The 26,653-nt window shown below is 59.7% G+C and carries 24 protein-coding genes; 16 read left to right on the plus strand and 8 right to left on the minus strand.

Annotated features, from left to right (window positions below; all coding sequences use genetic code 11):
- Positions 1-172: 172 nt before the first annotated feature.
- Both MRS74_RS16475 and trxA read left to right on the plus strand, forming a co-directional pair.
- The gene (locus MRS74_RS16475; RefSeq protein WP_254581371.1) at positions 173-1,357 is read left to right on the plus strand and encodes an efflux RND transporter periplasmic adaptor subunit; all 1,185 of its coding nucleotides are present in this window, start codon (positions 173-175) and stop codon (positions 1,355-1,357) included.
- Positions 1,358-1,381: 24 nt separating this feature from the next.
- Positions 1,382-1,717: a thioredoxin gene (gene trxA / locus MRS74_RS16480; RefSeq protein ID WP_254581372.1), complete on the plus strand. Its 336-nt coding sequence runs from the start codon at positions 1,382-1,384 to the stop codon at positions 1,715-1,717.
- Between the two features lie 65 nt (positions 1,718-1,782).
- Here the strand turns inward: trxA and MRS74_RS16485 are convergent, their stop codons facing one another.
- From MRS74_RS16485 to MRS74_RS16505, 5 genes are all read right to left on the minus strand, one after another.
- Complete coding sequence (locus tag MRS74_RS16485) at positions 1,783-2,259, minus strand: aminoacyl-tRNA deacylase (RefSeq protein WP_254581373.1); 477 nt, start codon at positions 2,257-2,259, stop codon at positions 1,783-1,785.
- Between the two features lie 413 nt (positions 2,260-2,672).
- Positions 2,673-3,560 carry a 2-hydroxy-3-oxopropionate reductase gene (locus tag MRS74_RS16490; RefSeq protein WP_254581374.1) on the minus strand — a complete coding sequence of 296 codons (888 nt, stop codon included), beginning with the start codon at positions 3,558-3,560 and terminating at the stop codon, positions 2,673-2,675.
- A 24-nt stretch (positions 3,561-3,584) separates the two neighbouring features.
- Positions 3,585-4,367: a hydroxypyruvate isomerase gene (hyi, locus tag MRS74_RS16495; RefSeq protein ID WP_254581375.1), complete on the minus strand. Its 783-nt coding sequence runs from the start codon at positions 4,365-4,367 to the stop codon at positions 3,585-3,587.
- A gap of 81 nt (positions 4,368-4,448) precedes the next feature.
- Entirely contained in the window at positions 4,449-6,185 is a 1,737-nt protein-coding gene (gene gcl / locus MRS74_RS16500) for a glyoxylate carboligase (protein WP_254581376.1), read from the minus strand.
- Between the two features lie 545 nt (positions 6,186-6,730).
- Positions 6,731-7,474 (minus strand): FCD domain-containing protein, encoded by a 744-nt coding sequence (locus MRS74_RS16505; RefSeq protein ID WP_254581377.1) that lies wholly within the window; start codon positions 7,472-7,474, stop codon positions 6,731-6,733.
- A 297-nt stretch (positions 7,475-7,771) separates the two neighbouring features.
- Between MRS74_RS16505 and dctP the strand changes: the two genes are divergently transcribed.
- The 14 genes from dctP to pyrC all read left to right on the plus strand — a co-directional run bounded on the left by dctP (position 7,772) and on the right by pyrC (position 23,012).
- Positions 7,772-8,893 carry a TRAP transporter substrate-binding protein DctP gene (gene dctP / locus MRS74_RS16510; RefSeq protein ID WP_254581378.1) on the plus strand — a complete coding sequence of 374 codons (1,122 nt, stop codon included), beginning with the start codon at positions 7,772-7,774 and terminating at the stop codon, positions 8,891-8,893.
- A gap of 65 nt (positions 8,894-8,958) precedes the next feature.
- Positions 8,959-9,660: a TRAP transporter small permease subunit gene (locus MRS74_RS16515; protein ID WP_254581379.1), complete on the plus strand. Its 702-nt coding sequence runs from the start codon at positions 8,959-8,961 to the stop codon at positions 9,658-9,660.
- Positions 9,657-11,210 carry a TRAP transporter large permease gene (locus MRS74_RS16520; RefSeq protein WP_254581380.1) on the plus strand — a complete coding sequence of 518 codons (1,554 nt, stop codon included), beginning with the start codon at positions 9,657-9,659 and terminating at the stop codon, positions 11,208-11,210. Before MRS74_RS16515 ends, MRS74_RS16520 begins: the two co-directional genes overlap by 4 nt.
- A 153-nt stretch (positions 11,211-11,363) precedes the next feature.
- Positions 11,364-13,613: a malate synthase G gene (locus MRS74_RS16525; protein WP_254581381.1), complete on the plus strand. Its 2,250-nt coding sequence runs from the start codon at positions 11,364-11,366 to the stop codon at positions 13,611-13,613.
- 96 nt (positions 13,614-13,709) lie between these two features.
- Complete coding sequence (locus tag MRS74_RS16530; protein ID WP_254581382.1) at positions 13,710-14,144, plus strand: GlcG/HbpS family heme-binding protein; 435 nt, start codon at positions 13,710-13,712, stop codon at positions 14,142-14,144.
- Between the two features lie 32 nt (positions 14,145-14,176).
- Positions 14,177-15,649 (plus strand): FAD-linked oxidase C-terminal domain-containing protein, encoded by a 1,473-nt coding sequence (locus MRS74_RS16535; protein ID WP_254581383.1) that lies wholly within the window; start codon positions 14,177-14,179, stop codon positions 15,647-15,649.
- Position 15,650: 1 nt separating this feature from the next.
- Entirely contained in the window at positions 15,651-16,745 is a 1,095-nt protein-coding gene (gene glcE / locus MRS74_RS16540; RefSeq protein ID WP_254581384.1) for a glycolate oxidase subunit GlcE, read from the plus strand.
- Positions 16,746-16,759: 14 nt separating this feature from the next.
- Positions 16,760-17,971: a glycolate oxidase subunit GlcF gene (gene glcF, locus MRS74_RS16545; protein WP_254581385.1), complete on the plus strand. Its 1,212-nt coding sequence runs from the start codon at positions 16,760-16,762 to the stop codon at positions 17,969-17,971.
- A 257-nt stretch (positions 17,972-18,228) separates the two neighbouring features.
- Positions 18,229-19,062 carry an IclR family transcriptional regulator gene (locus MRS74_RS16550; RefSeq protein ID WP_254581386.1) on the plus strand — a complete coding sequence of 278 codons (834 nt, stop codon included), beginning with the start codon at positions 18,229-18,231 and terminating at the stop codon, positions 19,060-19,062.
- Between the two features lie 63 nt (positions 19,063-19,125).
- Entirely contained in the window at positions 19,126-19,494 is a 369-nt protein-coding gene (locus tag MRS74_RS16555) for a CidA/LrgA family protein (protein ID WP_254581387.1), read from the plus strand.
- A complete protein-coding gene (locus MRS74_RS16560; protein ID WP_254581388.1) occupies positions 19,491-20,210 on the plus strand; it encodes an LrgB family protein in 720 nt (239 codons plus the stop codon). Before MRS74_RS16555 ends, MRS74_RS16560 begins: the two co-directional genes overlap by 4 nt.
- A gap of 49 nt (positions 20,211-20,259) precedes the next feature.
- Complete coding sequence (locus MRS74_RS16565; RefSeq protein ID WP_254581389.1) at positions 20,260-20,784, plus strand: gamma carbonic anhydrase family protein; 525 nt, start codon at positions 20,260-20,262, stop codon at positions 20,782-20,784.
- Positions 20,785-21,087: 303 nt separating this feature from the next.
- Complete coding sequence (locus tag MRS74_RS16570; RefSeq protein WP_254581390.1) at positions 21,088-21,825, plus strand: lytic transglycosylase domain-containing protein; 738 nt, start codon at positions 21,088-21,090, stop codon at positions 21,823-21,825.
- A 140-nt stretch (positions 21,826-21,965) separates the two neighbouring features.
- Positions 21,966-23,012, plus strand: coding sequence for a dihydroorotase (gene pyrC / locus MRS74_RS16575; RefSeq protein ID WP_254581391.1), 1,047 nt, complete (start codon positions 21,966-21,968; stop codon positions 23,010-23,012).
- Positions 23,013-23,108: 96 nt separating this feature from the next.
- Here pyrC and pbpG read toward each other — a convergent pair whose 3' ends face one another.
- The 3 genes from pbpG to MRS74_RS16590 all read right to left on the minus strand — a co-directional run bounded on the left by pbpG (position 23,109) and on the right by MRS74_RS16590 (position 26,534).
- The gene (pbpG, locus tag MRS74_RS16580; RefSeq protein ID WP_254581392.1) at positions 23,109-24,023 is read right to left on the minus strand and encodes a D-alanyl-D-alanine endopeptidase; all 915 of its coding nucleotides are present in this window, start codon (positions 24,021-24,023) and stop codon (positions 23,109-23,111) included.
- A gap of 173 nt (positions 24,024-24,196) precedes the next feature.
- Positions 24,197-24,403 carry a hypothetical protein gene (locus MRS74_RS16585; protein WP_254581393.1) on the minus strand — a complete coding sequence of 69 codons (207 nt, stop codon included), beginning with the start codon at positions 24,401-24,403 and terminating at the stop codon, positions 24,197-24,199.
- A gap of 355 nt (positions 24,404-24,758) precedes the next feature.
- Positions 24,759-26,534 carry an ABC transporter transmembrane domain-containing protein gene (locus tag MRS74_RS16590; protein ID WP_438362345.1) on the minus strand — a complete coding sequence of 592 codons (1,776 nt, stop codon included), beginning with the start codon at positions 26,532-26,534 and terminating at the stop codon, positions 24,759-24,761.
- Positions 26,535-26,653: the final 119 nt, after the last annotated feature.

The raw sequence follows: 26,653 nt of genomic DNA on the forward strand, positions 1-26,653 counted from the left end.
CTTGCCTCTTGCCTCTTGCCTCTTGCCTCTTGCCTCTTGCCTCTTGCCTCTTGCCTCTTGCCGCCCAGAATAGCTTTCTGCTTGACGCATACCAACCGGTATGGTTAACTTGCCTTCTACTAAACCGACCGGTATGTTTGTCGGTTCTTAACGGCCTGTTCGGAGGTGAACAATGGGTATCGGCAAAGGCAGGGGGCGTATCGCGCTCGTAATGACAACGGCCACCATGCTGGTTATCGGGGCGGCGGGCTTTGAGTACGCGCAGCAGTCCCATGCCGCAGGCGCCCAGGCACAGGCGCAACCGGTGGCACCCCAGGTGGAAGTTTCGACCTTGCAACCTGAATCCGTGAATATCTGGAGCGAATTTTCCGGCCGGCTTGCGGCTGTGGAAGTGGTGCAGGTCCGGCCCCGGGTCAGCGGTAGCCTCGATCAGGTGCTGTTTCGCGAAGGGGCGCAGGTCAAGGCCGGTGATCCTCTTTACGTGATTGATCCGCGTCCTTACGCTGCCGCTGTCGCCAGCGCCAAAGCGGCCCTGACGTCGGCGCGCTCAAGGGTCGAGTTTGCCCGGGTTGAGCTTGATCGCGTCAAAGGGCTGGAATACCGCAAGGTCATTTCCAAAAGCCAGTTCGATTCAGTGAACAATGATTATCGTGTTGCCCAGGCGGATCTGAATGCGGCCCAGGCCGCGCTGGATCTGGCGCAGCTGGATCTGGAGTACGCCCACATCAAGGCACCGACCAGCGGGCGCATCAGCCGCAGTGAAGTGACTCGCGGCAATCTGGTGGAAGGCGGCGCCAATGGTCCGGTGCTGACGACCATTGTTTCCAGCGACCGCCTGTATGCCGAATTCGATGTGGATGAGCAGACCTACCTGAACCTTGTGCGCAACCACAGCGCAAGGCCTCTGGCGGTCACGCTGAGCCTGTCCGGCGGCGATGATGCTGTTTACACGGGAGAGCTGCATGCATTTGATAACCATCTCTCTACCCAGACCGGCACCATTCGTGCCCGTGCACTCTTCGATAACCCGGACGGAGCCCTGATTCCCGGCATGTTTGCCAGTGTGCGCATCGCTGCACCGGTGCAGGGGCAGGCGCTACTGATTGAGCAGCGCGCACTGGGAACCAATCAGGATCAGAAATACGTCTATGTCGTCGATGAAAACAATGTGGTGACTTATCGCCCGGTGACGCTCGGCGCTGCGGTGGGCGAGCGACGCCTGGTGCTACAGGGGCTTAATGCGGGCGACAAGGTGATGGTCAACAGTCTGATGCGGGTCATGCCGGGCATGAGCGTCACGCCGGTGGATAAGGCCGTCGCCGCAAAGAGCGATCCCAGTGTCGCCTATCAGCTTTAATTCAGTGCATAAGGAGCAAGAAAGATGAGCGTACATGTAAACAGCGTGGGTGATGCGGATTTCGCGCAGCAGGTTTTGTCCAGCGAACTGCCGGTGGTTGTCGATTTCTGGGCACCCTGGTGCAAGCCCTGCCAGGACGTAGCGCCTGTGGTGGAAAACCTGGCGCAGAACTATGCCGGCAAGGTGCGTTTTGTGAAGCTTAACGTCGATGAAAACCCGCAGATTACCGGTGATATGGGTATTCGTGGTCTGCCGACGCTGATGTTGCTGCGCGATGGCGAAGTGTTGCATACCAAGGTCGGTGCGCTGCCGGCAGCCCAGCTTAGCGCCTGGCTTGAAAGCCGCCTGGCGGCAAGTTAAGACTGCCTTAGGTCTGCCGAGCGTTGAAAGCGCTGGCGAAGCCATGCAGGTAGATTTTCAATCTCCTAGAGGTGTTTTACCGCTTCAACCGGCTGGGCGCTTGCCATCAGCCGGCAGAATTCCTTGCCGGGCAACTTTAGCAGTGTTTGGTGGTCGCCGGATTCGATAAAGACGCAGGGTTCGGCCAGCAGTCGGCGGTCAATCAGGGTCTTGATACCATAGGCTGCGCCGGTGGGCACAAGGGCTCCGGGGTCGCAGTCGTGGAAAAGCTCCCTTACTTCCGTTTCGGTCGCAAGGCCGACCCTTTCGTTCAGCATCAGGTGCAGACGCCCGAGCTGGATACGATGATCCGCCGGCAGCACCATTACCAGGTAGCTGTCGTCACTGCGCTTGAGTACCACCGCCTTGGCGAGCTGGTGGCCGGGCACATGGGCTGCTTGTGCGATGCGGGCGCTGGAGGAGGGACTATAGGGGTGGGGATGGGATTCGAACAGAATTGCATAACGCTGCAATTGCTCTGTCAGGGTCGCTGCGATGGGCATGATCTTGCTCCGGCAAAAAATGGTCCTGCGCTTTTCCAGACGCTTCTCAGCACTGTGCGGATAATCTCAAGTTTAGTTCAGGCCGGTGTCGACGAGGGGAACGCAGGGGACGAGGGCAGATGCTGTTATATAGCCAGAGGCTCCTAAACGAAAAAACCGGGCGCCGGCCCGGTACACTCAGGTAACTCCATCGCGAGCCATTGCGCGGACATGCCTGAAAAAGGTCTAAGGGGTCAATCGCGGTTTATGGTGAGCAAGTGGCGCCGGGCTAAGCTCGGCGCCTTTTTTTGCGTTTTTCGATCTGTGCTTTACAGAGGCGAATCAGACAGGGATTGCATGATTCGCCAGGTGTTCCAGTACGTTGATCATGGCTGCCGTGGCTAGCCCCAGTTTTGCTCTTACATAGAGACGCTTCAGTCTCGAATCGAGTGATTGGCCATATGTTCCAGGGCTTTGATCATGGCTGAGTGATCCCAGTTTTCACCACCCAGTGCGGCGCAGGTGCTGAAATTCTGCTGCGCGCTGGCGGTGTTGGGCAGATTCAGCTTGAGCGCCCGGGCGCCTTCCAGGGCCAGATTAAGATCCTTCTGGTGCAGGCAGATCTTGAAGCCAGGATCAAAGGTACCCTTGACCATGCGCTCGCCGTGCACTTCCAGAATCTTGGAGGAGGCAAAGCCACCCATCAGGGCTTCACGTACCTTGGCGGGATTGGCACCTGCCTTGGAGGCGAACAGCAGGGCTTCGGACACGGCCTGGATGTTCAGCGCGACTATTATCTGGTTGGCCACCTTGGTGGTCTGGCCGTCACCGTTGCCCCCCACCAGGGTGATGTTCTTGCCCATGACATCGAACAGCGGTTTGGCACGGGCAAAGGCCTCGTCACTGCCGCCCACCATGATAGTCAGTGTTGCCGCCTTGGCACCCACTTCACCGCCGGACACAGGTGCATCTATATAGTCCGCGCCTGTCTGGTTGATGCGAGCCGCGAATTCCTTGGTGGCGATGGGGGAGATCGAGCTCATGTCGATAATGATCTTGCCCGCCGCAGCCCCTTCGGCCACGCCATTGGCGCCGAACAGTACCTCTTCAACCTGGGGGGTGTCTGGCACCATCAGGATGATGAACTCGGATTCCTCCGTTACCGCTTTGGGGCTTGGCAGGGCGGTACCGTTGCTGCCCAGCAGATCCGCTGGTGCCTTGGAGTGGTGCTCGGAAAAATAAAGACTGTGGCCTGCCTTCTGCAGGTTTTCTGCCATGGGCTTGCCCATGATGCCGGTGCCGATAAATCCAATACGTGCCATCTGTGTTCTCCTTTCGTTGCAGGGTCAGATCTGGTTGTAGGCCTTGAGCCAGCCAAGACCGGCTTCGGTGCTGGTGGCGGGCTTGTACTCACAGCCTATCCAGCCGTCGTACCCCAGAGTGTCGATGAAGTTTAACAGGAAGTCGTAGTTGATCTCGCCGGTGCCCGGTTCATGCCGGCCCGGATTGTCGGCCAGCTGAATATGGTTGATGGCGCCGAGGTTGGCCTCGATGGTGCGCGCCAGGTCACCTTCCATGATCTGCATGTGATAGATGTCGTACTGCAGGCTCAGGTTGCTGCTGCCAACGGCATCGCGAATGGCCAGTGCCTGGGCGGTAGTGTTGAGGAAAAAACCTGGGATATCGCGGGTGTTAATCGCTTCCATCACCAGCCGGATGCCGGCCTTTTCAAGTTCTGCCGCAGCGTATTTCAGGTTAGCAACGAAGGTGCTCTGGGCCTGCTCAGTACTGACGCCTGCAGGCTGAATACCGGCCAGGCAGTTGATCTGGCTGTTGCCCAGCACCTTTGCATAGTCGATGGCGCGCTGCACGCCTGCGCGGAATTCTTCGGTGCGATCCGGGTGGCAGGCGATACCGCGCTCGCCGGCATTCCAGTCACCGGCGGGGAGGTTGAACAGCACCTGGGTCAGGCCGTTGGCGTCGAGCTTCGCCTTGATGTCCGTTGCGGCGAAGTCGTAGGGGAACAGGTACTCGACACCGCTAAAGCCCGCTCTGGCGGCGGCGTCAAAGCGCTCGAGAAAGTCATGTTCGGTGAACAGCATGGACAGGTTGGCACACAGACGTGGCATGGAAATCTCCTGTTTTCGGGTCAGTCGCAGCCCCGGGGTCGCTACCGGGGCTGCGGTTGATGAAGCTACTTATACGCTCAATCAGGCCGGCAGGGCCTCGAATTCATTAACGTTGTCGATTTCGGTTCCCATGGAGATGTTGGTAACACGCTCCAGAATGATCTCGACGACAACGGGTACCTGGTACTGTGCCTTGAGTCGCTTGGCTTCTTCAAGTGCGGCGCCGATCTCGTTCGGATCCCGTACCCGTATGGCCTTGCAGCCCAGGCCCTGAACAACGGCAACGTGGTCAACACCGTAGCCATCCAGTTCCGGCGCGTTGATATTGTCGAACGCCAGCTGCACGCAGTAATCAATGTCGAAGTTGCGCTGTGCCTGGCGAATCAGCCCCAGGTAGGAGTTGTTCACCAGAACGTGGATGTAGGGCAGTTTGAACTGCGCACCCACCGCCAGTTCCTCGATCATGAACTGGAAATCATAGTCGCCGGATATAGCGACAACTTCGCGATCCGGGTTGGCCTTGACGACACCCAGGGCCGCAGGCGCCGTCCAGCCCAGGGGGCCGGCCTGGCCTGCATTGATCCAGTTGCGCGGCTTGTACACGTGCAGGAACTGGGCCGCAGCGATCTGAGACAGGCCTATGGTGGATACGTAGCAGGTGTCCTCACCAAAGACTGCGTTCATCTCGGCATAAACGCGCTGCGGCTTGACCGGAATATTGTCAAAATCGCTGCGTCGCAGCATCGTCTGCTTGCGCTCCAGACAATCTGCCGCCCAGGCCGAGCGATCCTTGAGGCGGTTCGCCGCCTTCCATTCTTTCGCTACTTCGACAAACAGGTCCAGCGCGCTGCCCGCATCGGACACTATCCCCAGATCCGGCGTGAAGACGCGGCCAATCTGGGTCGGCTCTATATCCACGTGCACGAAGGTACGGTTTTTGGTGTAAACCTCGACCGAGCCGGTGTGACGGTTGGCCCAGCGGTTGCCGATACCCAGTACAAAGTCGGACTCAAGCATGGTGGCGTTGCCGTAGCGGTGCGAAGTCTGCAAACCCACCATGCCGGCCATCAGCGGATGGTCGTCGCTGATGGTGCCCCAGCCCATGAGGGTCGGAATAACCGGTACGCCAATGATCTCGGCAAACTCGACCAGCTTCTCGGAGGCATCGGCATTGATGATGCCACCGCCTGCCACCAGCAAGGGCTGTTCCGATGCATTGAGCATTTCCAGCGCACGTTCTATCTGTTTGCGGCTGGCAGCGGGCTTGTAGGCGCTAAGCGGCTGGTACATCTCGGGATCGAATTCGATCTCCGCCATCTGCACATCAAAGGGCAGGTCGATCAGCACCGGCCCCGGGCGGCCCGAGCGCATCAGGTGGAAAGCCTGCTGGAACACCTGGGGTACCAGGCCCGGCTCCAGTACGGTGGTTGCCCACTTGGTGACCGGCTTGGCGATGGACTCGATATCCACGGCCTGAAAATCTTCCTTGTGCAGGCGTGCGCGCGGTGCCTGGCCGGTGATGCACAGCATGGCGATGGAGTCGGCGGAGGCGGAATAAAGTCCGGTAATCATGTCGGTACCGGCGGGGCCGGAGGTGCCGATACAGACACCGATATTGCCCGGTGCGCTGCGGGTATAGCCCTCGGCCATGTGGGAGGCACCTTCTACATGGCGTGCCAGTACATGGTCGATACCGCCAAGTTTCTTCATGGCGGCATACATCGGGTTGATCGCCGCGCCCGGAACGCCAAAGGCGGTATCAATGCCTTCGATTTTCAGAATTTCAACTGCCGCTTCAATTGCTCTCATTTTCGCCATGGTGATGGCCTCCCAGGTTAGCTGATAAATCCGGATCGGGTAGCGCTGCGTCGATGAGGTTGCCTTAGAGGCGTCTGTCATCGGCTGTGCCGCGCTGATGGAGCCAGTAAAACAGCTATGGAAGTGTTTTACAATATTTATGGAAGTGAATTTCGTAATGTGGAATCGTAAATTTAAGGCATAAAAATCAGTATAATTTCAATAAAAACAAAATGTTGTGTCTTTTTTGTGGGCATTTTTACCCGCAATATAAAAATTCCATTGGGTAGAAGTGGCTTTCAAAAATGTTTTTCTTATGGGTGCCGCTGGCGCACTAAAGTGCGGAATCGGCTAAAGAGCCTTTTGGCAGGGCAATAGGGCGTAACAACTTGTAGGGAGATAGTGAGAGGGGGTCTGTAACGGCCTGAGAGCAAGCGGTTACACAAAGCAGTTTAAGGAAGGCGGCTATCGAAAGGTCGGCGCTGTTGCGAGCGCACAATGCAACCCGACCGGCTCCACGGCCTGGCAAGGATCGCTGATCACCCAGGCCTGTGACATCCCGCTGGTCAGGCGTCGTCGCCCTCGACCAGAGCTGCGCGAATAATGTTCTTTTCCTGCTGCTCGATCTGGCGCAGTGAATCGCTGACGTGGCGTACATGGGCCATTGCGGCTTTCTGGGCCCACTGGGCCTGGCGGCTGATGATGGCGTGGTAGATCTGGCGGTGGTGCTTGTCGATCTGCTGCTTGAAGCTGCTGCGGTGGCTGAGGTTCAGCACCGAGGCCTGTACCGAATAGAGCGTCAGGTTCTTCAGGCTGTTAAGAATATGCACCAGCACCGGGTTATGGGCGGCGCCGGCGATGGCGCGGTGGAAGGCGTGGTCCAGGTCGGCATTGGTCAGGGGGTCGGCGGCCTCCATGGCTTCGAATGCCTGGGTAATGCGGTACTGATCTGTCTCGGTGGCGCGTTCCGCGGCCAGGAAGGCGGCCTGGCCTTCGAGTTGTTCCCGCACTTCAAACAGATCATAGAGGGTGCGGGCGTGGCCAAAGTACAGCTGCATCAGCGGGCCCGTGTCCTCGGGTTGCGAGACGATACCGGACACGAAGGAGCCTTTGCCGTGGCGGGTCTCGATAATGCCGCGGCCGTGCAGTTCATGCAGTGCCTCGCGAATAATGGCGCGGGAAACCCCGAGCTTGGTGACCAGTGCGCGTTCCGACGGCAGCTTCTGATCAGGCGCCAGGGTGCCATCGAGGATCAGTTCTTCGAGGTGGCGTGCGATCGACTGGGCAATGGGTGGGGCTTTGTTTTCCATTCTTCCGTACTGGTTGGACCAGTTCTCCGGTGCGTGTCGGCAAGTGCCGGCTGCAGGGGTGCAAGCCCGCATACTATCGGCTATCGGTCCTGAAGCGTCCATGCGAGAGCTGAACAAACTGGTCTGACCAGTTATGAATTCGATAGACGTCGTCGGTGGATATGGTGAATCTCGGTGCCTGCAAGGATATGCCGAGGCGTTTGGATGCAGCGGGGACGCGAGATCCCGGGCCCAAACCCGTGGCACAAGGCCATGCAGAGTCACTCATACAATAACAAGGCATCTGGAGATCATCCGATGATCAACGAGTACAGCAAGACCGAGTCTACCGCACCGCGCCGGCGTGGATTTATCAAATCCGTCGCTCTGGCATCCGCCGCGCTTGTTGGTGCCACTCTGCTGGCACCGGCCCAGGCGTCAGCCGCCCAGACCTGGAAGGTGCAGTCCGTGTGGGACGCAGGCACCGTGGGCTACGACCTGTTTGAGCAGTGGGCCGGCGAGATGGAGGAAAAGACCGGCGGCGAGCTGAAGATCAAGCCGTTCCCGGCCAAGTCCGTCGCCGCAGATAACAATGCCCTGTTCGATGCCGTGCGCAACAATGTACTTCAGGGCATGAACCCCTTTACCATTTACTGGTCCGGCAAGATCCCCGCGTCCGTGTTCCTGACCTCCTATCCGGCGGGCCCCGATCAGCCCGCTCAGTGGGACACCATGTTCTACAGCATGGGCATGCTGGAAAAAACCCGCGAGATCTACAAGAAGTTTGGCCTCTTCTATGTAGGCCCGATCCAGCACGACGCCAATATCATTCACTCCAAGAAGGCGGTCAAGTCACTCGACGACCTCAAGGGCATGAAGATCCGTTTGCCGGGTGGCATGGTGGCGGAAGTCTTTGGCAAGTTTGGCGTCTCCAGTGTGAGTCTGCCGGGCTCGGATATTTTTCCGGCGCTGGAGAAGGGCACCATAGACGCTGCGGATTATGTCGGTCCTGCGGTCAACTATGAACTGGGCTTTTCACAGGTGACCGATACCATCCTGATGGGGCCTCCGGGCGTGATGTCGATCTACCAGCCGGTGGATCTGATGGATCTCACCGTTAACCTGCGTTCCTGGAACAAGCTGCCACCCAAGGTGCAGAAGATCGTCGAAGACGAGGTACGCAACTACTCGCAGCGCCACTACCTGACCATCCAGAAGCGCAATATCGCGGCCATGGAAAAGTTCAAGGCCGATGGCACCACTGTATCGCGTCTGTCACAGGCGGATGTACAGGCGTTTCGCCATGCTGCGATTCCCATCTGGTTCAACTGGGCCAACAAGGATGCAGATGCCCGCGCCATCTTTGACATACAGCTCGATTACATGATGAACGATACCGTCGGCTACATCACTCCCGATGACATCAAGGGCATGAAGTAACGAAGCGGGCTGAATTCGGGGGAGGGCTGCCAGCCCTCCCTGTTCATTATGCGAGGTAGTACGTCATGTCTGATTTGGAAGGTTTCGGCTTTGTCTTGCCGCACTGGTTTTACTGGGGCTGGCTGGCGGTTATGCCGCTGATCATGATTGCGCTGGATAAGCGGGAAGTGAAAAAAAGGGGGGCGCTAGCATCTTCGACGACGCCGGAAAGCGAACTCAAGGCCGATGACGATCCCGTTATCAAATACCCTTTCAAAGGTAATCGCCTGACGCGGATTATCGACTGGACGAGCGAGAAATCCGGTGTTTTCGTGTCTTTCTGGACGGTAAACGCGGTCTGCTTTTACTTTTTCGAAGTCATCATGCGCTATGTGTTCAACATGCCGACGGTCTGGGTGCATGAGGCCAGCTTCCTGTTGCTGGGCATGCAGTACCTGCTGGCGGGCGGCTTCGCGCTGCTGCACGGCTCCCATGTGCGGGTGGATGTGATGTACAACTTCCTGCCCGAGCGTGGACGTGTCGGCATGGATATCTTTACGTCCATGTTCTTTTTCATCTTCGCGCTGGCGCTGGTCTGGACGTCCTGGACCTTTTTTGCCGATGCCTACGCCATGAATGAGACCACGGTGGAAACCTGGGGTATCCAGTATTGGCCGGTCAAGGCGGTCATGCTGCTCGGTGCCGTGCTGATTCTGCTGGCCGGGATCTCGAAACTGATCAAGGACATAGCGTTGTTCGTCCTGATGGGACGGGAGGCAAACACGTGAATACCAAAGTGATGCAATTGAACCTGGCCGGCGCCCGCACGGGCGGCTCAGTCATGGGTACCCTGGGTACCTGGCTGATGATTCTGGCGACCCTGTCCATGGCGCTGGTCATCGGTGTCGAGATGATCAATACGCTCTTCTACGACCCTTACGAAGATGATTACTTTCTGTTTCGTCTGGCCGGCAGTCTGGAAAATGTGGCTATTGGCCCCCTGACCTACCTGATGTTTGGCTCCCTGCTGGTCGCTCTGATGATGGGGCTCCCGCTGACCTTCGTTACCGGCGGTCTGGGGGTCATGTTTATCTATCTGGTCGGCGACGCCACCATGCTGAATATCATACCGGGGCGCATCTTCCCGATGATGACCAACTCGGACCTGGCTGCCATACCGCTGTTTATCTTCATGGCGTCTATGTTGGAGCGGGCCGGCCTTATCGAGGAAATGTTCAACGTCGTCTACAAGTGGATGGGTGGCCTCAGTGGAGGTCTGGCGACCGCCACCATCCTGGCATCGACCATTCTGGCCGCCATGGTGGGCGTTATCGGTGCCGCTGTGGTGACCATGGGCATTATCGCACTGCCGGCCATGCTCAAGCGTGGCTATGATCACCAGATTGCCCTGGGCTCCATTATGGCCGGTGGTACCCTGGGTATCCTGATTCCGCCGTCGATTCTAGCGATCCTCTATGCCGTGGTGGCACAGCAGTCGGTGGGCGAACTCTACCTCGGGTCCATCATTCCGGGGCTCATGCTGTCGGGCATGTATATCGCCTATGTACTGATCCGCACCAAACTTAACCCCAAGCTGGGGCCGCCGGTGCCGCTGGAAGAGCGCATCACCTTCGGGCAGAAATTGCTGCTTCTCAAGGACCTGGTCGCACCGCTGGTGTTGGTGATGCTGGTGCTGGGGCTGTTGTTTGGCGGTATCGCCACACCGGTAGAAGCGGCCGGTATCGGTTCCTTCGGTGCCATGCTGGTGGCCATGAAACACGGTGCTTTCTCGGTGGAAGCGCTCAAGGATGCCTCTGTCACCACCGCCAAGGCGTCCGCCATGGTGCTGTGGATCATGTTTGGCGCCTCGGTATTCGTCGGCTTTTACATTCTACAGGGCGGCCAGGAATTCATTACCCAGTCGATCCTGTCCACGGGCATGTCGGCCTACGGCATTCTGTTTCTGCTGATGATACTGCTGGTGGTTCTAGGCATGTTCCTCGACTGGGTGGGCATTCTGCTGCTGGCGGTGCCGATCTTCATTCCCATCGTGCAGGCGCTGGAGTTCGACGGCCTGTTTGGGTTGCCGGGTGTGGCTGGGGAGGATGTGGTGCTCTGGTTCGGCGTGCTCTATCTGGTGAACATGCAGATGTCCTTCCTCAGCCCGCCCTTTGGCTATGCGCTGTTTTATATCCGCGGTGTATGCCCGCCGGAAATCACCATGGCGACCATCTTCAAGTCCGCACTGGTGTTCCTTGCGCTGCAGGCATTCGGGCTGATGATCTGTGTGCTGGTTCCGGGCGTGGTGACCTGGCTGCCGAGCCTGGTGTACGGCTAAGGGCGTACGGATAGACCTTTACCTTCGGGTCGCCTTTGCGGCGGCCCGTTCAACACAGAACCCGCTCAGGGATCGAGACCCACATTCACGGGACTGGTATGGGCGGTGGCAGGGCAGCCCTGTCGCCGGCCATCACCAAAGCGAGTAGAGACCATGACCAACAGAATCAAAACCGGTGGGCTGAAAGTATCGGCCGACCTCTATGCATTGGTAGCCAACGAGGCTGCACCCGGCACGGGCATAGACCCCGGGCGCTTCTGGGCCGGGTTCGAAACCCTGCTGGACGATCTGGGCCCGCAAAACCGTCGCCTGCTGGACAAGCGCGATCAGCTGCAACAGCAGGTTGATGATTGGCACCGCAGCTATCGCAGCCAGAATGGCACCAGGCCCATCGATATGGCCCAGTATCAGGCATTCCTGAGGGATATCGGTTACCTGGTGCCCGAAGGCGAGCCCTTCGAGATCGCTACCCGCAATGTCGATGATGAAATCGCCCATATTGCCGGCCCCCAGCTGGTGGTACCGGTGAACAACGCCCGCTTTGCCCTTAATGCGGCAAATGCGCGCTGGGGCAGCCTGTACGATGCCCTCTATGGCACTGATGCCATCGATGAATCCGAGGGGTGCGAGAAAGGCGCCAGGTTCAATCCAAAGCGTGCAGCCCGCGTCATTGCCTGGGCGGCGAATTTTCTGGATCAGGCGGTGCCGCTGGTCAGTGGCAGTCATGTCCAGGTCACCGATTACGCCTTGGTGCAGGACGCAGGTATCACCCGTCTGGTGGTCACCCTTGGCAGTGGCGAAATCATCGCGCTGCAGGACCCGCAGCAATTTGCCGGTTTTGGTACCGCCCCGGACGGCGCCAGGACGATATTGCTACGTAACAACGGTCTGCATATCGAGCTGCAGCTGGATCCCGAGCACGCCATCGGTGCCTTGTCGGCGTCGGGCCTTAAGGATGTCGTGCTGGAGTCTGCGCTTAGCACCATCATGGATTGTGAAGATTCAGTGGCCGCAGTGGATGGGCCCGACAAGGTGCAGGTGTATCGCAGCTGGCTCGGGCTGATGAAAGCCACGCTGGAGGAAACTTTCAGCAAGGGCGGCGAGATCATCACCCGGCGCCTGAACGACGATCGTCATTACAGTACGCCCGAGGGCGAGGAGTTGCGTCTGCACGGGCGCAGCCTGCTGCTGGTGCGCAACGTCGGCCATCTGATGACCACCGATGCGGTGCTGGACAGAGACAATCAGCCGGTGCCGGAAGGTTTTCTCGATGCGCTGATCACCAGTCTGTGCGCGCTGCATGACCTGCGCGGCACAGCGCCCGGGCGCAACAGTCGCAGCTGCAGTCTCTATATCGTCAAGCCCAAGATGCATGGCCCCGAAGAAGCCGCGCTGACCAATGAGCTGTTCGGGCGTGTAGAGCAGTTGCTGGATCTGGCCCCCAATACGCTTAAAGTCGGCGTTATGGATGAGGAACGCCGTACCTCGGCCAACCTGGCGGAATGCATTCGGGCGGTACGTGAAAGGCTATTCTTCATAAATACCGGTTTTCTGGATCGCACCGGTGATGAAATTCACACAGGCATGGAAGCGGGCCCGGTGCTGCCCAAGGATGCCATCAAGGCGCAGCCCTGGATTGGCGCCTATGAAGATCGCAATGTTGATATAGGTCTTGCCTGCGGCCTGCGGGGTAGGGCACAGATCGGCAAGGGCATGTGGGCCATGCCCGATGAAATGAAGCGGATGCTGCAGGCCAAGATTGCCCATCCGCAGGCTGGCGCAAGCTGTGCCTGGGTGCCTTCGCCCACGGCGGCGACACTGCATGTGACGCACTATCACCAGGTGAAGGTGGCGCAGCGCCAGCAGGCGCTGCAGCAACGGACTCTTGCTCCGCTGCAGACCCTGCTGACGCAGCCGCTGATGGGGGACATGCGTCTGACACCGGAGCAGGTGCAGGCCGAGGTCGACAATAACGTGCAGGGTATCCTCGGCTATGTAGTGCGCTGGATTGATCAGGGTATCGGCTGCTCTAAGGTGCCGGACATTCACAATGTCGGCCTGATGGAAGACCGTGCCACCCTGCGCATATCGAGCCAGCACCTGGCCAACTGGCTGTTGCATGGCATCTGTACCGACGATCAGGTTATGGATACCCTTAAGCGCATGGCGGTGGTGGTGGATGCGCAAAACGCAACGGACCCTGGGTACCAGAGGATGGCGCCTGATCTGGACAGCAGTGTGACGTTTCAGGCGGCCTGTGATCTGATTTTCGAGGGCTGTAAGCAGCCCAGTGGCTATACCGAACCGCTGTTGCATCAGCGCCGGCGTGAATACAAGGCGCTACCGGCGGCCCTGCAAGTGCTGCAGCGGGCTGCATCGCACACAGCACAACAGACAAGCTGATAGGGTCGTCTGTCCAAGAGTAACGAGCGCTGCCGCCAGGCGGATCCCGGGCGAAGACATTCAGGTTCTCGCCCGCACACTTTTCCAGGAGTTTTTATGTTAACCATCAACCGACTCGATCAGGCCGATGCCCGCGTGCTTATTGAAGGTGCCGTGGCAAGGGCGATCGAAATAGGCGTACCCATGTGCATCGCCATCACCGATGAGTCTGGCAATCTGCTGGCGTTCGAGCGAATGGACGGGGGCAAGGTCAGCAGCATTACCCTGGCCCAGGACAAGTCCTTTACTGCCAGCGCGGCGCGCAAGGCGACCCATGAATACAACGCCGCCTGTGTGCCGGGTAATCTGGTGTTCGGCATTCACACTGCGCTGGGCGGACGACTGTGTGTGGTGGGCGGCGGCTTGCCGGTGATGGTGGACGGCGAAGTCGTTGGCGGCATCGGCCTGAGTTCCGGTACGCCGACACAGGATATGGACTGTGCCCAGGCCGGTATTGATCACTTTTTGCAAAGCCGACACCAGAGCCGTTGAACAAAGCGTCTGGATGCCGCGGAGCTCCCGTCATGACTGAAAAATCCAAACCCGACAAGGCCCGGCTGGTGCAGCTGTTTCGCAGTTTCATCTCGCCTGAGTACGTGATCGAGGATGCCGAAACCCAGCGTCCCTACGAGTGCGATGGCCTGTCGATGTACTGTGAAATGCCGCTGATTGTGGTGCTGCCCGACACCGTTGAGCAGGTGCAGCGGGTGCTGCAGATTTGCCATCAGCATAGTGTTCCGGTGGTGGCGCGCGGTGCCGGCACCGGGCTTTGCGCAGGTGCCATGCCCCACGCCGAAGGGGTGGTGCTGTCCCTGGCCAAATTCAATCAGATTATCTCCATAGACCCGCTGGCGCGCACGGCCCGGGTACAGCCTGGCGTGCGCAATCTGGCCATAACGGAGGCGGCCGCCGAGCATGGGCTCTACTACGGGCCCGATCCGTCGTCCCAGATTGCCTGCACCATCGGCGGCAATGTGGCGGAAAACTCAGGCGGGGTGCATTGCCTGAAGTATGGCCTTACGGTGCACAACATCCTCAGTGTCGAGATGCTCAGTGTTGCAGGCGAGAAGCTCAGTATCGGCAGCCAGGGGCTGGATAGCTGTGGTATGGATCTGATGGCGCTGATTACCGGCTCCGAAGGCCTGCTGGGCATCGTGACCGAAGTCACCGTCAAGCTGCTGCCGCAGCCCGAAAAGGCCCAGGTGGTGATGGCGGCGTTCGACAGCGTGCAAAAGGCGGGTGATGCGGTGGGGGGCATTATTTCCCGCGGCATTATTCCGGGAGGTCTCGAAATGATGGACACCCATGCTATCCGTGCGGCGGAAGACTTCGCCAAGGCAGGCTATCCCAGGGGCGCCGAGGCGCTGTTATTGTGCGAAGTGGATGGCACCGCCGAGGAAGTGCAGGAGCATATCGCCCAGGTCGAGAGCCTGTTTGCCGCCTTTGGCGCCACTTCGATACGCAGCTCCCAGAGTGAAGCAGAGCGGGCCCTGCTGTGGAAAGGGCGCAAGTCGGCCTTCCCGGCGGTGGGGCGTATATCGCCGGATTATTACTGCATGGACGGCACTATCCCCCGGGGCCAGCTGGCCCATGTGTTGACCGAAATGCAGCGCATGTCCGATGAGTATCAGCTGCGCGTCGCCAATGTCTTTCATGCCGGCGACGGCAACCTGCACCCGCTGATTCTGTTCGATGCCAATGTGCCGGGCGAGTTTGAAAAAACCGAGGAGTTCGGTGGCCGCATTCTGGAACTCTGTGTCGAAGTTGGCGGCTGCATTACCGGCGAGCATGGCGTGGGTATCGAAAAGATCCGCCAGATGCCGATTCAGTTCAACGAGCAGGAGCTCTTGCAGTTCAACGCCATCAAGCATGCCTTTGATCCGGCCGGTACCCTGAACCCCGGCAAGGGTGTGCCTACGCTGCGCCATTGCCAGGAGTACCGGGCGCTGGAAACAAGACCGATGCCGGCATCCACCTCTGACACGGGAGCAGCCTGATATGGCGGACATGGCCAACCTTCTGCAGCAGCAGATTCTGTCGGCGCGGGCTGACGCACGCAAACTGAATATTATCGGCGGCAACAGCAAGGCCTTCATGGGGCGGGTTGCCAGTGGTGAGCCCCTGAGGGTGGCGGGCCACAGCGGTATCGTCAGCTATCAGCCGGTGGAGCTGGTGCTCACGGCCCGGGCCGGCACGCCCCTGACCGAGCTGGTGGCGGCACTGGATGAACAGCATCAGATGCTGTCGTTCGAGCCTCCAGGCTTTGGCGGCGGTGCCACTATCGGCGGCACCCTGGCGTGCAATCAGTCCGGCCCCGGCCGGCCCTGGTGGAGCTCGGTGCGCGACCAGGTGCTGGGTGTCCGCCTGCTGAATGGCCGTGGCGAGCACCTGCGCTTTGGCGGCCAGGTGATGAAAAACGTCGCCGGTTACGATGTCTCACGGCTGCAGGCCGGTGCCATGGGCAGCCTGGGTCTGATTACCGAGGTCAGCCTCAAGGTGCTGCCCAAGCCCGCCGTCACTCGCACCCTGGTGTTCGATGTGGCGCTGCAAGACGCTGTGGCACTGATGAATCGCCGAGCTGCCGAGCCCAAACCACTGTCGGCGGCCTGCTGGCTCGATAATCGTCTCTATCTGCGCCTCAGTGGTGCCCGGGCCGCGGTCGATGCCACGCTGTCGCAATGGCAGGGACAGCATTCGGGGAGCCCGCTTTCAGGGAGTCAGGGCCGGCTGCTGGAAGATGATGAGTCCTTCTGGGCGGCATTGCGGGATCAAACCCTGGCGTTCTTTGAGGGCGAGGCGCCGCTATGGCGCTTTTCAATCAAGTCCACGGCGGTCAATCCGGATCTGCCGGGCAACTGGCTGATCGACTGGGGCGGCGCCCAGCGCTGGTATCGTGGTGCTGCCAGCATGGCGCAGATGCAGCAACTGGCCGAGGCCGCAGGCGGGCAGGTGAGCCTGTTTCGCGGTGGTGACCGCCAGGCGGATGTGATGCACCCGCAGGCCAGGGCACTGCAGCTTCTTCAACAGCGACTCAAGCAGTCTTTCGATCCGGATGGCGTGTTCAATCCCGGTCGTCTGTATAGCTGGATGTAACAGGCAGGTTTGCAATGAAAACGAACATAGTTCCCGAGTTTAAACAGAGCACGCGGGGGCAGGAGGCGGAGTCCATTCTGCGCAGCTGTGTGCACTGCGGCTTTTGCACGGCGACCTGCCCGACCTACCAGGAACTGAATGATGAACGCGATGGCCCGCGCGGGCGCATTTACCTCATCAAGCAGTTGCTGGAAGAGGGCCGGGTCACGGAAAAAACCCGTACCCACCTGGATCGCTGCCTGACGTGCCGCAGCTGTGAAACTACTTGTCCATCGGGGGTACAGTACGGCCGGCTGGTGGATATAGGCCGCGCCATCGTCGACGAAAAGCTGGAGCGCCCGCCGGCGCAGCGTCTGTTGCGCTGGGGCCTGCGCCAGATATTGCCGTATCCTGCCCGCTTTGGGCCCCTGCTGCGCCTGGGCCAGGGCATCAGACCGCTGCTGCCGGCGGCGCTCAAGGCCAAGCTGCCGCCCAGGCGGACATCACGCCCCTGGCCCGCCAGCGGTCACCCCCGGGTGATGCTGGCACTGGCCGGCTGTGCCCAGCCCGCGGCCGCGCCCAACACCAATGCGGCCAGCGCACGGGTGCTGGATCGCCTGGGCATCAGTCTGGTGGAAGCACCCCGGGCCGGTTGTTGCGGTGCGGTCAGCTATCATCTGTCGGCCCATGACGAAGGCCTGGATTTCATGCGCCGCAATATCGATGCCTGGTGGCCGGCCATTGAAGCCGGTGCCGAAGCCATCGTCATGACGGCGTCGGGCTGTGGCGCCATGGTGCAGGAATACGGCCATTTGCTGCGCCATGACCCGGCCTATGCCGACAAGGCGCGGCGGGTGAGCGAACTGACCCGTGATCTGGGTGAGGTTCTGCTGCAGGAGGATCTGTCGGTGCTGGCACCCAGTCCTGCTGACACCGGCAAGGTGGCCTTTCACTGCCCTTGTACGCTGCAGCATGCCATGAAGCAAAGCGGCGTAGTGGAGCAGGTACTGGAAAAAGCCGGTGTAGAGTTGGCTAAAACCAGGGACAAGCATCTGTGCTGCGGCTCTGCCGGCACCTACTCCATCCTGCAGCCGGAAATGAGTCAGAAGTTGCTGCAAAACAAGCTCAAGGCACTGACGCTGGACGACCCGCAGCGCATCGTTACGGCGAATATCGGCTGTCAGCTGCATCTGGAGTCAAAGTCCGACCGTCCGGTGCAGCACTGGATCGAACTGTTGGATCGCTGAACCAAAGAGGTCAGGTCAATGGGCAAGCTAAACAGGCCGTCTCAAGGGGCGGTCTAAAAAGCCAGGCTAACGCCCAGAGCAAACAGGGGGCAGCGATGTGGGCATTTGGGTGATAAACTGGCGCCCATTGAGTCTGCCGGCCTCCGCTGACTATATCGCTTGGCATGCCTTGATCTTCAAGGCTTTCTACCAGCGATCAGGTTCGTTAGGAGCGGCAGTTGGTGTGGCGCAGGCCTTCTGCAAGGATTACAGAACCGATGAACGACAGCCTGAACGACGGGCCCAAAGCCGGCAAGAAAACCTCCTCCGGTGCGGTGCAGGTGCAGTCCCTGACCCGTGCACTGCTGCTGCTCAAACGCATTTCCGCCTCCAGCAACGGCCTGAATCTGACCGAACTGGCCGGTGAGCTGGCACTGGCGCCGTCCACGGCACACCGCCTGCTGAACAGCATGCGGCAGCTTGATTTTGTCGATTTCGACGAGCAGAGCGGACTCTGGACCGTGGGCGTGACCGCATTCTCGGTCGGCAGCGCCTATCTGAAGAAGCGCGACTTCGTGGCCGAAGCCCGCAGCCATATGAAACGGCTGGTGGCTGAAACCGGGGAAACCTCCAATCTGGCGATTCTGGACGGCCACAATCATGTCTTCGTTGGCCAGGTGGAGTGCAACGAAGTCATGCGAATGGTGGTGCAGATCGGCAGTCGCGGCACCCTGCACGCCGCCGGTGTCGGCAAGGCGCTGCTGTCGGGCCTGAGCGATGAGGAAGTCACCAATATCATCAACCACACCGGGCTTGCGTCCCTGACGCAGAACACCATCACGACACCTGCGGTCTTTATGGAGGAGCTGCGCAAAATCCGCCAGCAGGGCTTCTCCGTGGATGATGAAGAGCAGGTTTATGGCCTGCGCTGTATCGCCGCCAATATTTACGATGAGAACGCCGAAGTTATAGCCGCGGTGTCCATTTCCGGGCCTTCGGTACGGGTCAGCAGCGACCGGCTGGATCACTACAGCGCGGCTGTGATGCGCGCAGCCGATGCAATCACCCTGGCGATCGGCGGCACGCGGCCGGTGCAGCGTGCGTCGGCCTGAGGCTCGGTGCCAAGGCCGCCAGGCTGCTGAAAGGCTGAACAAGGCACAGCAAAGGATAGTGTCATGCTGGGTGCGCTGACACTGATTATCGGCCTGCAGGTATTAGGTACCGTTCTGGCCGAGTTACTGGCGCTGCCGTTACCGGGGCCGGTGCTCGGCATGGTGCTGTTTCTGCTGGTGCTGGCTGTTATCCGGCGGCCCTGGGCGGAGCTGGAGCAGGTTAACAACTTCTTTCTGGCCAACCTGTCGTTGCTCTTTGTACCGGCGGCCGTGGGCATTGTCAGCCATCTGGAGCTGGTTAGCCCGATTCTGGGCCGGTTGTTTCTGGTGCTGCTGTTGAGCCTGCTGGCGGGGCTGATTGTATCGGCGCTGATATTTGCCCGCCTTGCGCGCCGCTTTACGCCTGCCAGTGACGAGGAGCTGCTGCCATGAATGCCGATCTCACACCGCTGTGGGTCTATCTTGGGCGTGACCCGCTGGCCTGGCTGCTGCTGACCCTCGGTGCTTTTGTGCTGTCGCGCTGGTTGTACGAGCGCGCAGGGCAGTCGGCGCTGCTCAATCCCATGGCCCTGACAGTGTGCCAGCTGGTGCTGCTGCTCAGTATTACCGGCGTCAGCTATGACGCCTATTTCACCGGTGCCCAGTTTATCCATGTGTTGCTCGGCCCTGCGGTGGTCTGCCTGGCGCTGCCCATATGGCAGAACAGGCGCAGTATCAGGCGCAGTCTGCCGGCGCTGATCCCCGCACTTTTGGCAGGCTCCCTGGTGTCGGTACTCAGTGCCGTGGGGCTGGCCTGGGCGCTGGGCCTGGACAGCACCATCCTGCTGACCCTTGTGCCCAAGTCCGTCACAGCTCCGGTGGCCATGGGCATTGCCCAGGATCTGGGTGGTATCCCCGAGCTTGCCGCGGTGCTCTGTGCCGTGACCGGGATTTTCGGTGCCATTATCGGCGTACCGCTGATGACGCGCTTAGGCATAAGGGATGCACGGGCCCAGGGCCTGGCCATGGGTGTCACCAGCCATGGCATCGGCACTGCGGCGGCCTTTCAGGTCAGCAGCGTGATGGGTGTGTACAGTTCCATTGGCATGGCGCTGAATGCGTTACTGACCGCAATCCTTGCCGGCCTTGCGCTGCTGTTCTGGCTTTAAAGTTTGATCTGTGGTCATTTTTATCAGCAACGTTCTACGGGAGCCGCGAATGGCGATCTACCAGTACGACGGCCATGTGCCGGAGATTCACGACGACAGCTATGTGGCTGACCAGGCCACGGTAATTGGCAAGGTCATTTTGCGCCAGGGTGCCAGTGTCTGGCCCCAGGCGGTGCTGCGTGGCGATAACGAGACCATCGAGATCGGTGTCGGCAGCAATGTGCAGGAAGGCGCGGTATTTCATACGGACATGGGCTATCCGCTGACCCTGGCTGCGAATGTGACCGTTGGCCACCAGGCCATGCTGCACGGCTGCAGCGTGGGCGAAGGGTCGCTGATCGGCATTCAGGCGGTGGTGCTTAATGGCGCAGTCATTGGCAAAAACTGCCTGGTGGGGGCAGGGGCACTGGTCACCGAAGGCAAGGTTTTTCCCGATAACAGCCTGATTATCGGCAGCCCGGCCAAGGTTATCAGGCAGCTTGACGATGCGACCATCGCCGGCCTGCGCGCCAGTGCCGAGCACTATGTCGAACGGGCGAGGCAACACAAGACGACCCTCAAGCGGATCGATTAGAGGCGGTTGAGGCTGCGGTGACAGGCGAGAGCTTTGAGCTTGGCTCTTAGTAGTCATCACTTGGCGTAAACAGCTCAGCTGCAAGACTGGCGGGAGGGCAGTTCGAGCACATAGCGCTTGCTGGCCACTGCGCACCGCGCATCTCCACCAGGCCCTTGATGCGCCCCAGTGCCGAGTGCTGACGCCGCTATAAAGCGCAAGCATGGCAAGGCGGCTGACGTGGGCCGCCAATACTCTAAGGTAATGCTCTAAGTTTATGTTCTAAAAGCTTGAAATTTTCTCCTGATGGCTGACACTCAGGTAATGACTTTCGATCGCCGTACCAATATGACCCTAGTGACCCTGCTGCTGGCCGCCTCGCCGCTGCTGTGGGTTGGTGCTGCCCAGGCCGATACTCTGCGTCGTATCGTGCATCCGGATGGGCGTATCGAGTACACCAATGTTGGCAAAGCCGCGAAGGGGGACAAACTGCTGGGGGGGAGTCGCGGGCAGAAAATCTACAAGTACCGCGCCCCCACCGGCGTATTGAGCTTCACCGATCAGAAACCGAAGAATCAGGCCTACGAGATCGTCAAGATCCAGTGCTATGCCTGTAATCCGGTGTCGTCGGTGAACTGGCGCAATACGCCGCTGAATCTGACGGCCTACGCCCAGCTGGTGACAAAGGCTGCCGCCGAGCATCAGGTTGATCCCGCGCTGGTGCGGGCGCTGATACATGCCGAGTCCGCCTTCAATCCTGCTGCGCTATCCCATATGGGAGCCCAGGGGTTGATGCAGCTGATGCCGGCGACCGCGGCCTCCCTGGGGGTTGAGAATGCCTTTGATGCGGGGCAAAACATAGAGGGTGGAGTAAGGCATCTGGCCGAATTGCTGCAGGCCTTTGAGGGCAATGCCCGTCTGGCGGTGGCCGCCTATAACGCCGGTGCAGGCGCCGTGCGCAAGTATGGTGGGGTGCCGCCCTACGCCGAAACCCAGGTCTATGTGGAACGGGTGGCGATTTTGCGCCAGCGCTACCAGGAAAAGGTGAGCCTCGGGCCTTAGGAGGCTGTCCGAAACCCCAAAGCCGTGCACCGGACCGCGTTTTTGACTGGCCGTGGCCCCCTCGTTGGTTGTACCCTTAGCGCCGGTTACGCGGGGACGCTCTGGGTCCTCGCAGAATTTTTCAGGGGGAGTTCGTGACGATGTCAAACCAAGTGCGTATCCGCTATCCGGATGACTGGCACCTGCATGTGCGTGATGGTGAAGTACTGCAAAAAGTATTGCCCGAAACCACGCGCTGGTTTCGCCGTGCCATCATCATGCCTAATCTCAAACACCCGGTCATCACCACCGCCCAGGCGATTGAATATCGCGACCAGATCAAAGCAGCATGCCCTGCAACGGACCCCTTTACGCCGCTGATGACGCTGTATCTGACTGAAAAGACGGATCCTGCGGATGTGCGCCAGGGGTTTGCCGCCGGTTATATAGTAGCGGCCAAGCTGTATCCTGCGGGCGCCACCACCAACTCCGCGGCGGGTGTCAAAAATGTCGAGGCGGTGTACGACGTGCTGGCGGTCATGGAAGAAATCGGCATGCCACTGCTGGTACACGGTGAAGTGGTGGATGCCGATATCGATATCTTTGACCGTGAGGCGGTCTTTATCGAGCGCACTCTGGGCCCGGTACGCAGCCGCTTTCCCAATCTCAAGATCGTGCTGGAGCATGTCACCACCAGCCACGGCATTGATTTTGTGAAGTCCTGTGCCGAAAACACCGCCGCCACCATTACCCCGCACCATCTGGTGATCAACCGTAATGCCATGCTGGTGGGGGGCATCAAGCCGCACTACTATTGCCTGCCGGTTGCCAAGCGCGAAAGTCATCGCCTGGCGCTGCGTGCTGCGGCCACCTCCGGGGATTCTCGTTTCTTCCTCGGCACCGATTCCGCCCCGCACCTGCGTTCGGCCAAGGAAAGTGCCTGCGGCTGTGCCGGCATTTTCAACGTTTCGGTGTGCCTGGAAACCCTCGCCACGGTGTTCGAGCAGGAAAACGCGCTGGATAAGCTCGAAGCCTTCACCTCGCTCAACGGTCCGGCTTTCTATGGTCTGGCGCCGAACAGCGAGTATCTGCTGCTGGAAAAAACCACTGAGGCACAGCCACTGCCGCCCAATGTCGAGGCGCAGGGTGAGTCTATTCTGGTGTTTGATCCGGGCTTTGCACTGCACTGGCGGGTACGGGCTGAATAACGCCGTCTTGCGAACATGAAAATGCCGGCTTAAGCGCCGGCATTTTTGTATCTGCTGATTTTCGCAGGCCCGCTGTTCGCAGGCCTGGGCGCTGTCTTAGTGTTTTTGCAGCGCGGCGTTGCGGGTGCGTTCATAGTCGCGGGCGGCCCCTGCGATATCGCCACTGTCGCCGGTCTGAATCCATTTACGGATACGGTTGGCGTCGCCCGTGGGAGTGCGCTTGCCGAATGAGTCCAGCATGACCATCACCACTTCGCGGTTGTCGATTTTCGTCAGCATCACCAGACAGCGGCCGGCCTCATCCAGGTAGCCGGTCTTGCTCAGGCGAATGTCCCAGCTGCCGCCGCGTACCAGCGCGTTGGTGTTGGTGTAGGCCAGGCGATAGCGCGGGCTTTCGAAGTTGGCGGTAAACACCTTGGTGGTGGAGTAGTCGCGAATCTGCGCGTACTTGGCGGCGGCACTGACCATGCGGGTCAGGTCTGCGGCGGTGGAGACGTTGTTTGGAGACAGGCCGCTGGAGTCGACGAAACGGCTGTGGTGCATGCCCAGTGCCTTGGCCTTGGCATTCATGGCCTTGACGAAGGCCTTGAATCCGCCGGGATAGTTGGTGGCCAGCGCGGTTGCGGCCAGGTTCTCAGAGGACATCAGCATGATGCGGATGGCATCGGCGCGGCTGAGTTCAGACTGGGTGCGAATGCGCGAATAGTAGTTGTGGGCCAGAGTACGGTCGTTGCGGGTGAAGGTGATGTTTTCCTTCATCGACTGCTTGCCGTCGAGGATGACCATGGCCGTCATGAGTTTGGTGATGGAGGCGATGGGCACCGGCACATTCGCATTCTTGTCGTACAGACGTTTGCCGCTTTTAAGTTCGACGATGGCTGCGCTGGCCGAGGCCAGGTGAATTTTCGTGTTTTGTTCGACCGCGACCGATGTTTTGGCGGCAGGTTCGCTATGGGCCAGGGACAACGATGAAGCCAGTACCAATAATAGCGATGCAGATAGTTTTTTCATTATATTCCCGGCGGTGACGATGGAATTAATAATAAATACAGACACATAAGGCACAGCATCATACAGCAGCGATTTCGATTTCGCATCGCAGGTGCCGGCAACTTCAGATGATTTTTTTCATTGTTGCGCGCCTTTTTGCGCGCAGGGCAGGCTGTCGTCATGGCGCCTGAGCTTCAGGCGTCTTCCTCGTGCATCATGCCGTCGACCAGTTCCATTTCCTCAACAAAATTTTCGTCGTGCCGCGCCAGCCGATAGCTGCCATTTAGCATGTTCACCAGATAGACGGTATCGCCTTCGTGGGCGTCCAGTGCCTCTATAACCGTGGCTGGCAGCTCTACGCCCAGGCCTTTACCCATCTTGCACACTTTGAGTTCTATCATGCTGATTCTCCTGTGGCTGCCACAATGGCGCTGGCCGCAAGCACAGTGCCTGTGCCCGGACGCCCGTGACTCTGTTAGATCAAGATCCGTGTTAAGTGTAATGGCAAAGATATGATGCTGCGTTGCGGCTGCAAAATATTCGTGCGCAGGGCATTCAGCTCCTGAGAGCGGGGTCGCGGGAGGCATTGGCAAACGCAGTAGCAAACGAGTCTGCGGGTGGTAATTGCATATTTGCTTGCGGGCGGATTTTGGGGCGTCATAGAGTGCGCTGGCGGCGCAGCGCAGCAGGGATTCGAGTGCCTGGGCTGGCACAATGCAGCCAGGGTCTGGGTGGCGTAGGACGCCGCGTTCGCAGCTAGCTGTGCGTATCGAACTGCAGCTTGGCCAGTTGTGCATAGAGGGCAGAGGTCTGTATCAGTTCCTGATGCGTCCCCTGGGCGACCAGGCGGCCGTGGTCCAGCACCGCGATGCGATCGGCTGACTGCACCGTCGCCAGACGGTGTGCGATCACCAGGGTGGTACGACCGTGCATCAGGCTTTCGAGCGCCAGTTGTACGGCACGCTCGCTCCTGGCATCCAGTGCGCTGGTGGCTTCGTCCAGCAGCAGGATGGGCGCATCGGTAAGGATGGCGCGGGCAATGGTCAAACGCTGCTTTTGTCCGCCGGATAGGCCACTGCCGGCATCGCCCAGGCGGGTCTGATACCCCTGGGGCAGGGCGCAGATAAAGTCGTGGGCGTGGGCGGCCCGGGCTGCCGCTTCCACTTCCTGCTGACTCGCAGCGGGCTTGCCGTAGCGCAGATTGTCATCGATGGTGCCAAAAAACAGCGACGGTGTCTGGGATACCAGGGCGAAGCAGCGGCGCAGGTCGGCAGGGTCTAGCGTACGTATATCGATACCATCAACGCTAATGTAGCCTTGGCTGCAGTCGAAAAAGCGCAGCAACAAGTCGATGAGGGTCGACTTGCCCGCACCGGAGGGGCCTACCAGAGCAAGGGTTGTGCCGGGGTCTATGCGCAGGTTGATGGCGTCGAGGGCCGGCGTTTCGGGGCGACCTGGATAGGTAAAGCCCACGCTGTGCAGTTCTATTGTACCGCTGATGCGTGGGGGGAGCCGCTGCAGGCCCGCCAGTGGCGCGGTAATTTCATTTTCGCTGGCCAGCAGCTCGACGATGCGCTCGGCGGCGCCTGCCGCACGCTGCAGATCGCCGATCACTTCACTCACCGAGCCCACCGCGGCACCCACAATAACGCTGTAGAATACAAAAGCCGCCAGCTCGCCCGCGCTAATGCGTCCTGCGATAACGTCCAGTCCGCCCACCCAGAGCATCAGCCCCACGGCGCCGAGCACCAGCACTATAACAATGCTGATCAGCAGGCCGCGCTGCACCGCGCGCAGCCGTGCGACGGCAAATGCCTGTTCGACCACGGTGCTGAAGCGGGTCTTGTCCAGCGGCTGATGATTGTAGGCCTGCACGGTCTTGATCTGCCCCAGCACTTCGCCTACATAGACACCCACATCGGCAATACTGTCCTGGCTGCGCCGGGACAGCCCGCGCACGCGCCGGCCAAACAGGATAATCGGTGCCACCACCAGCGGCACGCACAGCAGCACCAGCGCGCTGAGCTTGGCGTTGGTGACAAACAGCCAGACGGTGCCGCCCAGCATCATGATCAGGTTGCGCAGCGCCACTGAAACGGATGAGCCGATCACGGCCTGCAGCAAGGTGGTATCGGCGGTGAGGCGTGACTGTATTTCGAGCCCGCGATTGCTTTCGAAAAAGCCGGGGTGCAGATCAATCAGGTGATTGAAAACCTGGCTGCGAATATCGGCGACCACGCGCTCGCCAAGCCAGGTGACCCAGTAGTAGCGCGCAAAGGTGCCCAGCGCCAAAGCGATGACCAGCAGCAGAAAGAGCTGCACATAGTGGCGCAACTGCGCGGTGGAGCCGGTTGTAAATCCCTGATCAATGATCAGTCTCACGCCCTGGCCGATCGACAGCGTGATGGCCGCGGTGAACAGCAGCGCGCCCAGGGCATAGGCAATCTGGCGTTTATAGGGGCGCAGGTATACCAGAATGCTCATGAGCGACGCGCGTGGAATGGGGGTTTTGCGGTGGCTGTCACCGAGCATGGGCGTATCTTCCTGATAGTGCTGTAATCGTCTGTTGAGCATGAAGCCGCCCGCTAATCCCGCGATACAACACCCCGTGATGTGCATGAGTGCTGTAACGGCCACGATTCTGGCGTGCC

It is taken from the genome of Marinobacterium sedimentorum, from assembly GCF_024267675.1.
Lineage (GTDB): Bacteria > Pseudomonadota > Gammaproteobacteria > Pseudomonadales > Balneatricaceae > Marinobacterium_A > Marinobacterium_A sedimentorum.

Coding starts and splice junctions, on each gene's coding strand:
- pbpG (WP_254581392.1), bottom strand. CDS start 24,023: ATGAAAAAACTATCTGCATCGCTATTATTGGTACTGGCTTCATCGTTG.
- gcl (WP_254581376.1), bottom strand. CDS start 6,185: ATGGCGAAAATGAGAGCAATTGAAGCGGCAGTTGAAATTCTGAAAATC.
- MRS74_RS16525 (WP_254581381.1), top strand. CDS start 11,364: ATGACCAACAGAATCAAAACCGGTGGGCTGAAAGTATCGGCCGACCTC.
- MRS74_RS16585 (WP_254581393.1), bottom strand. CDS start 24,403: ATGATAGAACTCAAAGTGTGCAAGATGGGTAAAGGCCTGGGCGTAGAG.
- MRS74_RS16515 (WP_254581379.1), top strand. CDS start 8,959: ATGTCTGATTTGGAAGGTTTCGGCTTTGTCTTGCCGCACTGGTTTTAC.
- MRS74_RS16550 (WP_254581386.1), top strand. CDS start 18,229: ATGAACGACAGCCTGAACGACGGGCCCAAAGCCGGCAAGAAAACCTCC.
- MRS74_RS16530 (WP_254581382.1), top strand. CDS start 13,710: ATGTTAACCATCAACCGACTCGATCAGGCCGATGCCCGCGTGCTTATT.
- MRS74_RS16505 (WP_254581377.1), bottom strand. CDS start 7,474: ATGGAAAACAAAGCCCCACCCATTGCCCAGTCGATCGCACGCCACCTC.
- glcF (WP_254581385.1), top strand. CDS start 16,760: ATGAAAACGAACATAGTTCCCGAGTTTAAACAGAGCACGCGGGGGCAG.
- trxA (WP_254581372.1), top strand. CDS start 1,382: ATGAGCGTACATGTAAACAGCGTGGGTGATGCGGATTTCGCGCAGCAG.
- MRS74_RS16565 (WP_254581389.1), top strand. CDS start 20,260: ATGGCGATCTACCAGTACGACGGCCATGTGCCGGAGATTCACGACGAC.
- pyrC (WP_254581391.1), top strand. CDS start 21,966: ATGTCAAACCAAGTGCGTATCCGCTATCCGGATGACTGGCACCTGCAT.
- glcE (WP_254581384.1), top strand. CDS start 15,651: ATGGCGGACATGGCCAACCTTCTGCAGCAGCAGATTCTGTCGGCGCGG.
- MRS74_RS16560 (WP_254581388.1), top strand. CDS start 19,491: ATGAATGCCGATCTCACACCGCTGTGGGTCTATCTTGGGCGTGACCCG.
- MRS74_RS16555 (WP_254581387.1), top strand. CDS start 19,126: ATGCTGGGTGCGCTGACACTGATTATCGGCCTGCAGGTATTAGGTACC.
- hyi (WP_254581375.1), bottom strand. CDS start 4,367: ATGCCACGTCTGTGTGCCAACCTGTCCATGCTGTTCACCGAACATGAC.
- dctP (WP_254581378.1), top strand. CDS start 7,772: ATGATCAACGAGTACAGCAAGACCGAGTCTACCGCACCGCGCCGGCGT.
- MRS74_RS16535 (WP_254581383.1), top strand. CDS start 14,177: ATGACTGAAAAATCCAAACCCGACAAGGCCCGGCTGGTGCAGCTGTTT.
- MRS74_RS16490 (WP_254581374.1), bottom strand. CDS start 3,560: ATGGCACGTATTGGATTTATCGGCACCGGCATCATGGGCAAGCCCATG.
- MRS74_RS16570 (WP_254581390.1), top strand. CDS start 21,088: ATGACTTTCGATCGCCGTACCAATATGACCCTAGTGACCCTGCTGCTG.
- MRS74_RS16590 (WP_438362345.1), bottom strand. CDS start 26,534: ATGCTCGGTGACAGCCACCGCAAAACCCCCATTCCACGCGCGTCGCTC.
- MRS74_RS16485 (WP_254581373.1), bottom strand. CDS start 2,259: ATGCCCATCGCAGCGACCCTGACAGAGCAATTGCAGCGTTATGCAATT.
- MRS74_RS16475 (WP_254581371.1), top strand. CDS start 173: ATGGGTATCGGCAAAGGCAGGGGGCGTATCGCGCTCGTAATGACAACG.